Source organism: Gordonia sp. NPDC003422, from assembly GCF_053588675.1.
Genome location: NZ_JBSFQL010000003.1, coordinates 246,038 through 259,499, shown reverse-complemented (window position 1 = coordinate 259,499; position 13,462 = coordinate 246,038). Strand labels below are relative to the sequence as shown.

The 13,462-nt window shown below is 68.5% G+C and carries 13 protein-coding genes, 1 pseudogene and 1 riboswitch; all 14 genes and pseudogenes read right to left on the bottom strand.

The genetic code is table 11. From position 1 onward, the window contains the following. Window positions 1-20: 20 nt before the first annotated feature. Complete coding sequence (ribH, locus tag ACWDTF_RS04635; protein ID WP_240858262.1) at window positions 21-542, bottom strand: 6,7-dimethyl-8-ribityllumazine synthase; 522 nt, start codon at window positions 540-542, stop codon at window positions 21-23. Beyond that, the gene (locus ACWDTF_RS04630) at window positions 539-1,912 is read right to left on the bottom strand and encodes a bifunctional 3,4-dihydroxy-2-butanone-4-phosphate synthase/GTP cyclohydrolase II (RefSeq protein WP_355276217.1); all 1,374 of its coding nucleotides are present in this window, start codon (window positions 1,910-1,912) and stop codon (window positions 539-541) included. Before ACWDTF_RS04630 ends, ribH begins: the two co-directional genes overlap by 4 nt. A gap of 20 nt (window positions 1,913-1,932) precedes the next feature. Next, window positions 1,933-2,550 carry a riboflavin synthase gene (locus ACWDTF_RS04625; RefSeq protein ID WP_240858274.1) on the bottom strand — a complete coding sequence of 206 codons (618 nt, stop codon included), beginning with the start codon at window positions 2,548-2,550 and terminating at the stop codon, window positions 1,933-1,935. A gap of 45 nt (window positions 2,551-2,595) precedes the next feature. Further along, window positions 2,596-2,754, bottom strand: a riboswitch (FMN riboswitch). Window positions 2,755-2,822: 68 nt separating this feature from the next. Continuing rightward, a pseudogene (locus ACWDTF_RS04620) lies at window positions 2,823-2,963 on the bottom strand (carboxyl transferase domain-containing protein); the annotation flags it as partial. A gap of 241 nt (window positions 2,964-3,204) precedes the next feature. After that, a complete protein-coding gene (ribD, locus tag ACWDTF_RS04615) occupies window positions 3,205-4,206 on the bottom strand; it encodes a bifunctional diaminohydroxyphosphoribosylaminopyrimidine deaminase/5-amino-6-(5-phosphoribosylamino)uracil reductase RibD (protein ID WP_355276250.1) in 1,002 nt (333 codons plus the stop codon). 22 nt (window positions 4,207-4,228) lie between these two features. After that, on the bottom strand, window positions 4,229-4,921 hold the full coding sequence (gene rpe, locus ACWDTF_RS04610) for a ribulose-phosphate 3-epimerase (RefSeq protein WP_240858290.1): 693 nt from the start codon (window positions 4,919-4,921) through the stop codon (window positions 4,229-4,231). A 42-nt stretch (window positions 4,922-4,963) separates the two neighbouring features. Then, window positions 4,964-6,391 (bottom strand): RsmB/NOP family class I SAM-dependent RNA methyltransferase, encoded by a 1,428-nt coding sequence (locus ACWDTF_RS04605; protein WP_449754008.1) that lies wholly within the window; start codon window positions 6,389-6,391, stop codon window positions 4,964-4,966. Beyond that, entirely contained in the window at window positions 6,388-7,335 is a 948-nt protein-coding gene (gene fmt, locus ACWDTF_RS04600) for a methionyl-tRNA formyltransferase (RefSeq protein ID WP_240858296.1), read from the bottom strand. Before fmt ends, ACWDTF_RS04605 begins: the two co-directional genes overlap by 4 nt. Before the next feature lie 22 nt (window positions 7,336-7,357). Beyond that, complete coding sequence (locus ACWDTF_RS04595) at window positions 7,358-9,307, bottom strand: primosomal protein N' (RefSeq protein WP_449754007.1); 1,950 nt, start codon at window positions 9,305-9,307, stop codon at window positions 7,358-7,360. Window positions 9,308-9,459: 152 nt separating this feature from the next. Next, a complete protein-coding gene (gene metK / locus ACWDTF_RS04590) occupies window positions 9,460-10,671 on the bottom strand; it encodes a methionine adenosyltransferase (protein WP_355279205.1) in 1,212 nt (403 codons plus the stop codon). 142 nt (window positions 10,672-10,813) lie between these two features. After that, the gene (coaBC, locus tag ACWDTF_RS04585) at window positions 10,814-12,073 is read right to left on the bottom strand and encodes a bifunctional phosphopantothenoylcysteine decarboxylase/phosphopantothenate--cysteine ligase CoaBC (RefSeq protein ID WP_240858670.1); all 1,260 of its coding nucleotides are present in this window, start codon (window positions 12,071-12,073) and stop codon (window positions 10,814-10,816) included. 33 nt (window positions 12,074-12,106) lie between these two features. After that, window positions 12,107-12,406: a DNA-directed RNA polymerase subunit omega gene (rpoZ, locus tag ACWDTF_RS04580; RefSeq protein ID WP_240858323.1), complete on the bottom strand. Its 300-nt coding sequence runs from the start codon at window positions 12,404-12,406 to the stop codon at window positions 12,107-12,109. A gap of 74 nt (window positions 12,407-12,480) precedes the next feature. Continuing rightward, on the bottom strand, window positions 12,481-13,107 hold the full coding sequence (gene gmk, locus ACWDTF_RS04575; RefSeq protein ID WP_240858671.1) for a guanylate kinase: 627 nt from the start codon (window positions 13,105-13,107) through the stop codon (window positions 12,481-12,483). Beyond that, window positions 13,104-13,418: an integration host factor, actinobacterial type gene (mihF, locus tag ACWDTF_RS04570; protein WP_004021989.1), complete on the bottom strand. Its 315-nt coding sequence runs from the start codon at window positions 13,416-13,418 to the stop codon at window positions 13,104-13,106. Before mihF ends, gmk begins: the two co-directional genes overlap by 4 nt. Window positions 13,419-13,462: the final 44 nt, after the last annotated feature.

The window sequence follows — 13,462 nt, the reverse complement described above, 5'->3', positions numbered from 1 at the left end:
GGCCGAGTTCTCCCCCGCGCTCACGCGTCCGTCGCGGCGGGTGCCGCGCCGACCGAGGGCAGATCCTCGCCGCGGGACAGCGCGCGCAGCGTGAGCGCCGACGCCAGCGCGGCGACCGTCGCCTGCGCGCCCTTGTCCTCGGTGGACCCGGGTAGGCCGGCACGCGCGATGGCCTGGTCTTCGGTCAAAACGGTGAGCACACCGTTACCGACCGGGGTCGACTCGTCGAGGGAGACCCGGGTCAGGCCGGCGGTGACCGCGTCGCACACGTAGTCGAAGTGTGGCGTCTCACCCTTGATCACCACGCCGAGCGCCACGACCGCGTCGTGCGATCGCGCCAGCGCTTGGACGATGACCGGTAGTTCGATCGCACCGGCGACGGCCACGATGGTGGGGTCGTCGATCCCGTGTTTACTCGCCGCGCGGCGCGCGCCGTCGAGCAGCGCGGTGCAGATGGTCTCGTGCCACTGAGACGACACGATCGCGAGCCGCAATTTGCCGGCGTCGGCGAGCTCCAGTTGCGGTTCGCCGTGCCCGCTCATGCCGGACTCCCGCCGTTGGAGGACGTTTCGGTGCCGAGATCAGTTCCGGGGCCGAGATCAGTTCCGGGGCCGAGATCATGTGGGCCATGCGGATGTTCGACGTCCAAGCCCTCCAGATCATGTCCCATGCGATCACGCTTGGTACGCAGGTACCGCAGATTCTCCGGATTTGCACGAAGCGGCATGGGCACCCGTTCGACGATCTGCAGCCCGTAGCCGTCGAGGCCCACTCGCTTGGCGGGATTGTTGGTCAGCAATCGCATCGACGACACGCCGAGATCGACGAGGATCTGTGCGCCCAGTCCGTAATCCCGGGAATCCGCCGGCAGGCCCAACTGCAGGTTGGCGTCGACCGTGTCCGAGCCGGCGTCCTGCAGTTGATACGCCTGCAACTTGTGGAGGAGGCCGATACCGCGGCCTTCGTGACCGCGCATGTACAGCACGATCCCGCGACCCTCGGCGGCCACCATCTCCAGCGCCGCATCGAGTTGCGGTCCGCAGTCGCAGCGAAGCGAGCCGAAGACGTCACCGGTCAGACATTCCGAGTGAACCCGGACCAGAACGTCGTGGCCGGCACCGTCGGCACCGGCGATGTCGCCCATGACGAGTGCGACGTGCTCGACGTCATCGAAGACACTCGAATAACCGACCGCGCGGAAATCGCCGTGGCGCGTGGGGATTCGGGCGTCGGCGACCCGTACGACATGCTTTTCGTGCCGGCGCCGCCAGGCGATCAGGTCGGCGATCGAGACCAGGGCGAGGTCGTGCTCGTCGGCGAAGACCCGCAGCTCGTCGGTCTGCGCCATCGAGCCGACGTCCTTCTGACTGACGATCTCGCAGATCACGCCCGCCGGTGTCAGGCCGGCGAGCCGCGCCAGGTCGACGGCGGCCTCGGTGTGTCCGGGGCGCCGCAGCACGCCGCCGTCCTTCGCCCGCAGCGGGACCACGTGGCCGGGCCGCGTGAAGTCGCCGGCCGTGCTGTCCGGCGCGGACAGCAGCCGCATGGTGGTGGCGCGGTCGGATGCGCTGATGCCGGTGCCGATGCCCTCGCGGGCATCGACGGTCACCGTGTAGGCGGTGCCGTGCTTGTCCTGGTTCATCGAATACATCGGCGGCAGGCCGAGGCGATCGCACGTGTCGCCGTCGAGCGGGACGCAGAGATAGCCGGACGTGTACCGGACCATGAAGGCGACGAGTTCGGGGGTCGCCTTCTCGGCGGCGAAGATCAGGTCGCCCTCGTTCTCCCGGTCCTCGTCGTCGACGACGACCACGGCCTTGCCCGCCGCGATGTCGGCGATCGCGCGTTCGATCGTGTCCAGCTGCACATCGGACCCTGCAGAGTCGGCAACGTTCTCGGGGGTATCACTCATCAGGCTCTCGCTCATCACAATCACTTCACTTCCGGAACATGGGGCGAGTTCAACCGCTCCACATACTTCGCAATGACGTCGACCTCGAGGTTGACCACCGTGCCGGGTTGCGCCGACCCGAGATTCGTCTCCGACAACGTGGTCGGGATCAAGGAAATTTCGAACCAGTCCGCCGCATCGGTCACGCCGAGGGAGGAGACGGTCAACGAGACCCCGTCGACGGTGATCGACCCCTTCTCGACGAGGTAGCGGCTCAGCGCCGCGGGTACCGCGATTCGCACGACCGTCCAGTGCTGCGACGGTGAGACGGAGATGACCTCACCGGTCCCGTCGACATGTCCTTGGACGATGTGCCCGCCGAACCGTCCTCCCGCAGGCATCGCGCGCTCGAGATTGACCCGGCTGCCCGGCCCGAGATCGGACAGTGAACTGCGACGCAGAGTCTCGGCCATGACGTCGACGGTGAATCGGTCGTCGTGTTTCTCCACGACCGTGAGACAGACACCGTTGACGGCGATCGAGTCGCCGTAGCCGGCGTCTGAGGTGACGATGGGCCCGCGGACGGTGATGCGGGCGGCGTCGGGAAGGTCTTCGCGGGCGGCGATCTCGCCGAGCTCCTCCACGATTCCGGTGAACACGTGCTCCTCCTGCTTGCTCGGAGCAGACGCAGACGGCCTCGTGTCGCCTGTTCTCTCACATCCGGACTATGACCGTCGGCTCCGGAATCGCACCGGAATCTGCTGTCCCTGCGTCGGCAGGCGCTCGCGGGCTCGGTGTCACGAGCAGGACCTCGCGACATCATCACCGCCGGTGGGGAATCTCACCCCGCCCCGAGAACTGGTGCCTTCGACGCTAGCACGCGACGCAACACAGATCGCCTTGTGCTCCCGGTGAACGAAACCGGGGTGGGTCAGAGAGGCATCAGCAGATGCTTTCGTGCGCCGTGGGAACCCTCTTTGTCGGCCAGCATGGCCAATGCCCGGCGAATCTCGAGCCGGGTATGGGACGGCTCGATCACCGCATCGATATAACCGCGTTCGGCCGCCACCCACCGTTCCCGGACACTGGATGAGCCCTCCCCCTACCCAACTCATCAGTAACCTACGGTCGCGTAACGCGACTCTGAGCGACCACACATCGATCTGTCCAGCAATCGAAACGACTGGTCCGAGAAGCGAAGGTTCTGATCAAACGACCAAGTGCCGGCACTCCGCGCAGTCGCGATAGGACTGTGGACCAACGACATTCACGGTTCGAAACGATCCTGCTGCGGTGTGCGTCGCACCGGCAGATCAGCGCGTCATCCGGATGAACACGTCCCCACCGTCGACGAGGCGTACCTCACGTGTTTCGAATCGGCGGGCATCCGCGAGGGTGGTGATGCCGGGGATGTCCACCGCGTTCCGGCCGGCGCCGAGAACCGTGGGGGCGACGAAGACCGCCAGTTCATCCACGAGGTCTGCGGCAAAGAAGGCCCCGACGAGCGTTGCGCCACCCTCCACCAGCACCCACAGTGCGTCGTCGAGCGCGTCGAGGACCGCGGCCGGATCGTGGCTTCGTACGTGGACGAAGGGTGCCACACCGTCCCGGAGTTTCGCGCCGTCCGGCACCTCGCGGTCGCCGACCACCACCCGAATCGGTTGATGGTCATACAGCGTGTCGTCGGGACGACGCGCGGTGAGCGACGGATCGTCCGCCAGCGCGGTCCCGGTACCGACGACGATCGCGTCGATGCGGGAACGTTGCCGATGCGCCACTGCTCGCGCGCCCGGCCCGGTGATCCATTTGCTCGTGCCATCCGGCGCGGCGATGCGACCGTCGATCGTCGTCGCGAGTTTCACCGTGACGAAAGGTCGGCCGTGCTGTTGCCGATGAAGCCAGGGCTGCAGCGGGCCCGATGTGATCTCGTCGGCTGCGACTCCTCCCGTGACGAGAACACCGGCGCGGCGCAGGGTCTCGGCTCCGCCCGCGGCCGCCGGATTCGGGTCGGCAACGCCGTAGTGCACCTCGGTAACCCCGGCCTCGATAAGTGCTTGCGCACACGGCCCGGTCCGGCCGGTGTGGTTACACGGTTCGAGTGTGACGATCGCGATCCCGTCCCGCGCGCGTTCCCCGGCCGCGCGCAGTGCCATCACCTCGGCGTGCGGGCCGCCGGGCGGCTGCGTATGTCCGATCCCGACCACCTTTCCGTCGGCCCCGAGGATGACGGCTCCGACGGGCGGGTTGGGGCTGCTGCTTCCCTGCGCGGCCACCGATGCGTCGATCGCTCGACGCATGAGCGCAACGACGTCCAGATCGCCGACGGCCATGGCCGGTTCAGCTCCCGGCTGCTCCGGCGCGCGCCGATGCGGCCTGCTCGCGCAGCTTGGCGACGGCGGCCCCCGGATCTTCGGCGCCGTAGACGGCGGACCCCGCGACGAAGCAGTCGATGCCCGCTTCCGCGGCTTCTTCGATGGTGTCGGCGTTGATGCCGCCGTCGATCTCGACGAGCAGTTGCAGTTCGTCGGCATCGATGCGTTCGCGGATGGCACGCGCCTTGGCGAGCACCTCGGGCATGAACTTCTGACCGCCGAAGCCCGGTTCGACGCTCATGATCAGCAGCGTGTCGAAGTCCTTGAGGATCTCCAGGTACGGCTCGAGCGGAGTGCCCGGTTTGATCGACAGCCCGGCCTTGGCGCCTGCCGCGCGGATGTCGCGCGCCACCGGGATCGGGTCCGACGTCGCCTCCGCGTGGAAGGTGACGTTGTAGGCACCCGCCTCGGCATACGGTGGCGCCCAGCGCTCGGGGTTCTCGATCATCAGGTGGCAGTCGATCGGTATGTCGGTCGCCTTGAGCAGACTCTCGACGACGGGCAACCCAAGGGTCAGGTTCGGCACGAAGTGGGCGTCCATCACATCCACATGCAGCCAGTCCGACCCTTCGACCGCTGCCGCCTCGGCCGCGAGGTTCGCGAAGTCGGCGGACAGAATCGACGGGGCGATCATGGGTGTGCTGCCAGGGTTACACATGCCGCAGATTGTATGGGTTGCCCATCGAGATGCCCGGTCGGGCTACGGCTCAGTCCTCGTCACCGCCGAGAGGAACATCGCGTCGGTGCCGTGCAGGTGCGGCCAGAGCTGGACATGCGGACCGTCGCCGAGCGTCGTCGCGTCCGCGCCGGCGAACCGCCCCACGGCCACCATCGGTCGCGCGTCGAGTTGACTGGCATCGGGTACCGAGTCGAGGACCGCGGAGATCACCTCGACGGTCTCCGCCGGGTGCGGCGAACACGTCGAGTAGACGACGACGCCGCCCGGACGCACCAGTCGCACGGCTTCGGTGAGCAATTCTCGTTGCAGCACAACGAGTTCCGCGACATCCTCGGGCCTCCGACGCCAGCGTGCCTCCGGACGCCTGCGCAAGGAGCCCAGTCCAGAGCAGGGTGCATCGAGAAGTATCCGGTCGTATCCGGGCTCGAGGCCTGCATCACGGGCGTCGGCGACGCGGACATCGACCGGCAGGTCGCACACCACCTTGCGGATCAGCTCCGCTCGATGCTCGGACACCTCGATCGCGTCGAGATGTGCGCCGTCGATGTCGGCGAGCGCGCCGATCAACGCGGCCTTTCCGCCCGGTCCGGCGCACATGTCGAGCCAGCGCCCGCCATCCGGTCCGTCGACGGGCGCAACCGTCACGGCGCGGCCGACGAGTTGACTGCCCTCGTCCTGCACCCCGGCGAAACCGTCACGGACCGCGTCGAGATCACCGGGATCGCCACCGGGCAGGTAGACGCAGTACGGCGAGTAGTCGCCCACCTCTCCCCCGCTGGTGAGGGCCAGTTCCTCGGCGGTGATGAGCCCGGGGCGCGCCACCAGATGTACCGGTGGCCGGGCGTCGTCGGCGGCCAGCGCGGCCTGCAATTGCCCGGCCGACCCACCAAGCGCGTCGAAGAACACCTCCGCGATCCAGCGCGGATGGGCGTACTGGAAGGCCAGGTGACCGATGAGGTCGTCGGCGATGTCGGGAGCCAGCTCATCCACCCAGATGTCCTCGGACCGCTGAGACACCTTGCGCAGCACCGCATTCACGAATCCGGACGGGCCCATACCCTGTTCGGATCGCACCAGGTCCACCGACGTCGACACGGCGGCGTGTGCGCCGATCCGCGTGCGCAGCAACTGGTAGGCACCCATCCGCACCACGTCGAGCAGCGCCCCGTCGATGTCGGCGATGTCGCGTCCGGCGGCCGCGGCGATGATCGTGTCGAGAGTGCCCTGAGCCCGTGCGGTGCCGTAGGTCAGTTCGGTGGCCAGCGCGGCGTCGCGGCCGGTGATGTGCCGCTCGCGCAACAGTTTCGGCAACACGAGGTTGGCGTAGGCATCCCGTTCCCGGACGGCACGCAGGGTGTCGCGGGCCGCCACCCGAGCCGGGTCGAGGTCCTTCTGCCGGAACTTGCGGTCCCCGCCCCTCGAGTCCCCGCCCCGCGAGTCGCCGCTCACCGCAGCGTCGTCTCGTCGCCGAGTCGCGCCCCGCGCGCCCAGTCCGCCGCCGGCATCGGTTTCTTCCCGGGCGGCTGAGCCGTCCCGAGTCGCACCGGCGCGGTGCCGGTGCCGACGAACACCGCCTTCTTGGTGACCGCGACCGCACCCGGTGCAAGACGGTCGGCGGGCCGGTCCGGCTCGTCGTCGCCCACGACCCTGACCGGTCCCAGTTTGATCCGCGCGTCGTCGAGGCCGGTCCACGCGCCCGGCACCGGGGTGTGTGCCCGGATCAGGCGTTCGACGATGTGGGCGGGCAGTTCCCAGCGCACGCGGGCATCGTCGACCTCGATCTTGGGAGCATGACTGACGCCGTGGGCCGGTTGCGGCGTGGGAGCCAGTTCACCCGCGGCGATGCCGTCGAGAGTGCGCACGAGCAGGCCCGCGCCGGCCACCGCCAGACGGTCCAGCAGCTCTCCGCTGGTGTCACCAGGTGCGATTGTCTCGGTGAGCGCGCCGAACACCGGGCCGGTGTCCAAACCCTTCTCGAGCCGGAACGTGCTCGCGCCGGTCACCTCGTCGCCCGCTGCGATCGACGCTTGCACCGGCGCCGCTCCCCGCCACGCCGGCAGGACCGAGAAGTGCAGGTTGACCCAACCGTGGTCGGGAAGTTCGAGCAGGTCCGCCGGCACCAGGCCGCCATAGGCGACGACCGCACCACAGTCGGGATTCCATCGCGCCAGCACCTCGGCGACCTCCGGCTCAGCGAGGCGACGCGGGGTGATCACCTCCACACCGCGTTCGTCTGCCACCAACCCGACCGGTGATCGGGACACCTTGCGTCCCCGACCGGACACCGCGTCGGGCCGGGTGATGACCCCGACGACGTCGTGTTCGGGTGAGTCGAGCAACGCCTGCAACGACGGTACGGCGACGTCGGGGGTGCCCGCGAACACTATGCGCACGACTCGGTCCTCTCTGGAATGCTCATCCGATGGTAGGCGGGTCGACCTGGACGCGAATCGGCCCCGTCTCGTGTCGGGCGTTTCGACGTATCTGCGCGGCAACGAGCGCATCGGCCAGCAACCGTCCGTCACGACGTGGCACACGCACAAGAACCCGATCGAACTCGGTGTCGGCGTCGTCGCGGTCGGCACCGGCGGGGGGTCGAACGCCGGGCGGCAGCGGCACCGGACCGAGCACATCTCCGCCGGCCGGGATCTCGAGGTGACCGGTGAACTCGGTCAGCATTGCCGGGGTGCCGTCGATCGACGCCATGGTCACAGCGGGCGGAAACCCCAGTTCGTCGCGCTGGGCAAGCTCGGTCTCGGCGAAGCCGACCGGATCCCACCGGATGATCGCCTGCACTGGCGGTAATGCCGAGTCGGCCACGATCACGAGCCGTCCACCTTCGCCGTGCGCCCGCACCTGCCCACCGATCGCCATCCACCGCCGGACCGCGTTCTCGCCGGCACGCAGATCGGCGCGATCCAGTTGCGCCCAGGTGTCGAGAATGATCGCGGCACCGTAGCCGGCCGGGGCGACGGGCTCCGCACCCGGAGTGGCGACGACGACTCGTGCGCCGGCCGGGATCTCGTCGACGATCGACGACCCACCGCTCGTGACCACCGGTACCCCGGCAAATGCCCGCCCCAACTCCTCCGCGGTTCGGCGGGCCCCGGTGACCAAGGCCCGGACCTGGGTACCGCCGCATGCCGGGCATCGAAAGGAAGATTCGGCACGCCCGCACCACCGACAACTGACGTGACCGGCACCGTCGAGTTGCAACGGGCCGTGGCATGCGCGACACCGCGCATGTTCCCGGCAGCGCGTGCAGGCCAGGGACGGCAGGTATCCGCGCCTCGGCACGCTGAAGACCACGGGCAGGTCGGCGGCCAGAGCAGCACGCGCGGCGTCGAACGCGACTGCCGGAATGCGCGCCGAGCGTGCCTGCGGATCGCGGGCCACTTGGGCGTCGTCATCGGTTATCGCCTGCACCCGTGGGCTGCGGGAGCGCACCTGTGCCCGATCGGCCACCAGGTCATGCGCCCAGCCCGCGGCCACGAGCGCCTGCGCCTCCGCGGTCCGCGCGAACCCGCCGATGACCATCCCGCACTGCTCGAGGTGCGCACGCAGGACCGCTACCTCGCGAGGGTGAGGGTAGGGCGCACGGGGTTCGTCGAGGCTGTCGTCACCGTCGTCCCAGACGACGACGAGCCCGAGGTCGCGGACCGGGGCGAAGATGGCACTGCGAGTGCCGAGCACCACCTGCGCGGCGCCGCGTCGTGCGGCCAGCCAGCGTCGATAGCGCGCGGTGGGACCAAGTCCGGCCGCGAGCGTCACGCACCGGTCACCGAGCAGCGGTTCGCACGCTGCCGACAGGCGGTCGAGGTCGCGCTGGTCGGGCACCACGATGATTGCCCCGCGTCCCGCGGCGACCGTCGTCGCAGCGAGTTCGGCGAGCCGATTCGGCCAGTCCTCGCCGGGCACCGCCTGCCAGATGGCACGCGGGTGCCCCTCGGCGAGGGAATCCAGAAAGCCCTCCGCCGACCGGTAGACCTGCCAGGATGCGCGGTCGGGAGCCGTGACCACCGACGTGGGTTCCGGGGTTTGTTCCTTCTCCGTGCGCGCGTGCCGTGGCGGGATCGCCAGGCGAACGACGTCACCCATCGTGCCGGCGTACCGATCGGCGACCGCCCGGCACAGGGCGGCCAGTTCGGGTCCCAGCACGGGTTCGGCCGAGACCACGCGGTCGAGCCACCCGAGTTTGCCTGGATGGTCGCTCTCCTCGATCCGTTGCAGCAGGATGCCGTCGACGAGGCGCCCGGCGAATCGAACTCGCACACGAACCCCGGGTTGCGCGATCGCGTCCTGTTCGGCGTCGATCAGGTAGTCGAAAGGGCGGTCTAGATGTGTGAGCCCGAGGAACGGAAGCACCTGAGCCACCGGTTGCGACGAGGCGGGTGTGCGGGCGCCCTTTCGAGCGGTCCGCCCTCGCGTTGGTGCACCCTTTTCGCCGCGCCCTTCGAGGCTCGTCGCTTGCGCTCCTCGCACCTCAGGGAGCGGAAGGCTCACCTGTGGGCCGGGTGTCAGAGTCCTGCGGCTGCGCGCAGTTTGTCGGCCCGATCGGTCCGCTCCCACGGCAGATCGACGTCGGTACGCCCGAAGTGCCCGTAGGCGGCGGTCGGCCCGTAGATCGGACGCAGCAGGTCGAGATCGCGAATGATCGCCAGCGGACGCAGGTCGAAGTTCTCGGAGATGACCCGCTCGATGACAGCGGGGTCGACCTTTTCGGTTCCGAAGGTCTCCACGAACAGCCCGACGGGGGCGGCCTTGCCGATCGCGTAGGCGACCTGCACCTCGATGCGGTCGGCCAGACCCGCGGCAACGGCGTTCTTGGCCACCCAGCGCATCGCGTACGCCGCCGACCGGTCGACCTTCGACGGGTCCTTGCCGGAGAAGGCGCCACCACCGTGACGGGCCATGCCGCCGTAGGTGTCGACGATGATCTTGCGGCCGGTGAGGCCGGCGTCGCCCATCGGTCCGCCGAGCACGAACTTGCCGGTCGGGTTCACCAGGAGGCGGTAGCCCTCCGTGCTCAGCGTCGACACCTGCAGGTCGGCGAGAACGGCCTCGACGACCTCGGACCGGATGTCCGGCGTGAGCATGTTCTCGAGATCGATGTCGGCGGCGTGCTGCGTCGAGAGCACCACGGTGTCGAGCCGGACCGGCTTGTCGCCGTCGTATTCGATGGTCACCTGTGTCTTGCCGTCCGGGCGCAGATACGGCAGCACACCGGTCTTGCGGACCTCGGTAAGCCGACGTGACAGGCGATGCGCGAGCGCGATCGGCAGGGGCATGAGTTCGGGGGTCTCGCTGCTGGCGTAGCCGAACATCAGACCCTGGTCGCCCGCGCCCTGGTTGTCGATCTCGTCCTCGGAGATTCCGCTGCGGCTCTCGTGGGAGTTGAACACGCCGCCGGCAATGTCGGGCGACTGCGCACCGATCGCGACGTTGACGCCGCACGACGCGCCGTCGAATCCCTTGGTCGACGAGTCGTAACCGATGTCGAGGATCTTCGCGCGGACGATGCCGGGGATGTCGACGTAGGCAGTGGTGGTCACCTCACCGGCGACATGCACCTGACCGGTGGTCACCAGGGTCTCGACGGCGACCCGCGCCTTGGGGTCGTCGGTCAGGATGGCGTCGAGCACCGAATCGCTGATCGCATCGCAGATCTTGTCGGGATGTCCCTCGGTGACGGATTCACTGGTGAACAGGCGTGACGCGGAGGTGGTCATCGGGTCCTCTCAAGGCGGGTCGCGTTAGCACAGGTCGCAGGAGTGCATGGTTGCGTCCGGGAGGTCACCACTGTTCCCCCAGGACGCCAATGTGAGTGCGTTCCAACCTACACACCCACGCAGACAGCCCGCGCGGTGTGGGTCACGCACCCCGACCATCAGGCACCAGGCCGCGCACTTCGTCAAGTATTCGGCTCGACATGAGGGTTTTCGAACCCAGCGGAAGCGCGGTTTCGGCGCCTTGCGCAGAGAGCAGCCAGCCGGTGTTGTCCTCGGTGCCGAACGCTTTTCCGTCGCCCACTGCGTTGACGACGAGCAGGTCACAGCCCTTGCGGGCCAGCTTCGCCCGTCCGTGGTCGAGGACCCCGCCCGTTTCGTCGCCGGTCTCTGCAGCGAAACCGACGATCACGGTCTCCGCCGGGATCGCGCCCGCTGCGCGGCTCTCCACCAGGCCCCGCAGGATGTCCGGGTTGGTCGTCAGCTCGATGGGCGCGGGTCCCGCGTCGCCCTTCTTGATCTTCGCGTCGGCGACCGAGACCGGACGGAAGTCGGCCACCGCGGCCGCCATGATGACCACGTCGGCCTCGGCCGATCGCTTGGTCATCTCGTCGGCGAGTTCGCGAGCCGTGGACACCCGGACGATGTCCACGCCCGACGGATTGCCGGGGTCGGCGGTCGAGCCGGCAACGAGGGTGACCTTGGCGCCACGCTGCGCTGCGGCTCGGGCGAGGGCAAAGCCCTGCTTTCCGGAGCTGTGATTGCCCAGGAAGCGCACCGGGTCGATGGGTTCACGGGTGCCGCCGGCGCTGATGACGAAACGTACTCCCGCGAGGTCGTAGGGCAGGGCGTCGGCGTGCTCGAGCAGCAGATCGGCGAGCAGCGCGATCTCCTGCGGTTCGGGGAGCCGGCCGGGGCCCGAATCGGTGCCGGTGAGGCGGCCGGATGCCGGAGTCATCACGGTGGCACCGTGTGCGCGCAGAGTTGCGACGTTGGCCACCGTGGCGGGGTGCTCCCACATCTCGGTGTGCATGGCCGGCACGAACAGCACCGGACAGCGGACCGTCAGCAGCGAAGCGGTCAGCAGGTCATCGGCGCGGCCGCCCGCGGCCCGGGCCATCAGGTCGGCCGTGGCAGGCGCGATCACCACGAGGTCGGCACCCTGCCCCAGCCGGACATGGGCGACCTGGTCGACGTCGTCGAAGACGTCGGTGGTCACGGGATGGCCGCTGAGCGCCTCGAAGGTGGCGGCACCGACGAACTTGAGCGCCGACGCAGTGGGCACGACGCGAACGTCATGACCGGCCTCGGTGAAATGCCGGATGACCGAGCACACCTTGTAGGCGGCGATGCCGCCTCCGACACCGACGATGATGCGTCGACGTGCTCCACCCGATCTGCTCATCGCGGCAGTGTCGCTCATCGAGGCTGCGTGGACTTATTCGCCTTCGGTGTGCTCGAGCAGGTCCGAGTGGATCTCCCGCAGCGCGATCGACAGCGGCTTCTCCTGCAGACCCGGCTCGACGAGCGGACCGACGTACTCGAGGATGCCGTCGCCGAGCTGGTTGTAGTAGTCGTTGATCTGACGTGCACGCTTGGCCGCGTAGATCACGAGCGCGTACTTGGACGACGCGCGCTCGAGCAGGTCGTCGATCGGCGGGTTGGTGATGCCCAGCGGCGTGTCATAGGCCGGCGCGTCGGCGATCTCGGTCATGTCGAAGTTGGTCTGCGTGCTCACTCGATCTCCTGCTGCTGCGGTGACGTGGAAAGTCTGTGGTTCGGGTCGGTCGGGTACCGGCCGGTGGGCGGTCCTCAGCGGTTGCCTGCGGCATCCTGCCGCGGGTGTGCGGCGGGCTGAGAAGGTCCGACCAGCAAGGATACCAACTCACTGGCCGCTCGGTCGACTTCGCTGTTCACGATCACGTGATCGAACTCGTCGCGAGCTGCCATCTCTGTCCGTGCGGTGTTGAGCCGACGCTCGATGGCCTCGGGGCTCTCGGTGCCGCGACCGGTCAATCTGGCGACCAGATCGTCCCAGCTCGGCGGCGCGAGGAACACAGTTGTGGCCTCGGGAAGGTGGGCGACCACGTTGCGCGCACCGACCAGGTCGACCTCGACGAGCACCGGCGATCCGGCAGCGAGTGCGTCGAGGACCGGTCGGCTCGGCGTGCCCGAACGCTGCAGCCCACCGTGGATCTCGGCCCATTCGAGAAGCTCGTCGTCGGCGATCATCCGGTCGAACTCGTCGGAGCCGACGAAGAAATAGTCGCGTCCGTCGACCTCGCCGGGGCGCGGCGAGCGTGTGGTCGCGGAGACGCTGAAGTACAAATCCGGCACAGCGGCACGAACTCGCGCCACGACGGTGGACTTGCCGACGGCCGAGGGGCCGACCAAAACGATCAGTCGGCCCCTCGTGCGTTCGGTCGGTTGCTCGCTCAGGAGCTGAACTTCTCGAGCAGAGCCTTGCGCTGACGATCACCGAGACCGCGCAGACGGCGGGTCGGAGCGATCTCGAGTTCGGTCATGATCTCCTGCGCCTTGACCTTGCCGACCTTGGGCAGGGCCTCGAGCAGGGCGGAGACCTTCATCTTGCCGAGGATCTCGTCGTTCTCGGCATCCTTGAGCACCTGCTGCAAGTCGGTGCCGCCGCGCTTGAGGCGCTCCTTCAGTTCGGCGCGAACTCGCCGAGCAGCAGCAGCCTTCTCCAAGGCTGCCGCGCGCTGCTCGTCTGTCAACTGGGGAAGGGCCACGATTCCTCCGTATTTCGTTCTACTTCGATCAGTCTGTCGGGATC

Excerpts from the sequence above, each read along its gene's own strand:
- coaBC (WP_240858670.1), bottom strand. The coding sequence starts at position 12,073 with ATGAGCAGATCGGGTGGAGCACGTCGACGCATCATCGTCGGTGTCGGA.
- ACWDTF_RS04630 (WP_355276217.1), bottom strand. The coding sequence starts at position 1,912 with ATGAGTGATACCCCCGAGAACGTTGCCGACTCTGCAGGGTCCGATGTG.
- ribH (WP_240858262.1), bottom strand. The coding sequence starts at position 542 with ATGAGCGGGCACGGCGAACCGCAACTGGAGCTCGCCGACGCCGGCAAA.
- rpe (WP_240858290.1), bottom strand. The coding sequence starts at position 4,921 with ATGTGTAACCCTGGCAGCACACCCATGATCGCCCCGTCGATTCTGTCC.
- metK (WP_355279205.1), bottom strand. The coding sequence starts at position 10,671 with ATGACCACCTCCGCGTCACGCCTGTTCACCAGTGAATCCGTCACCGAG.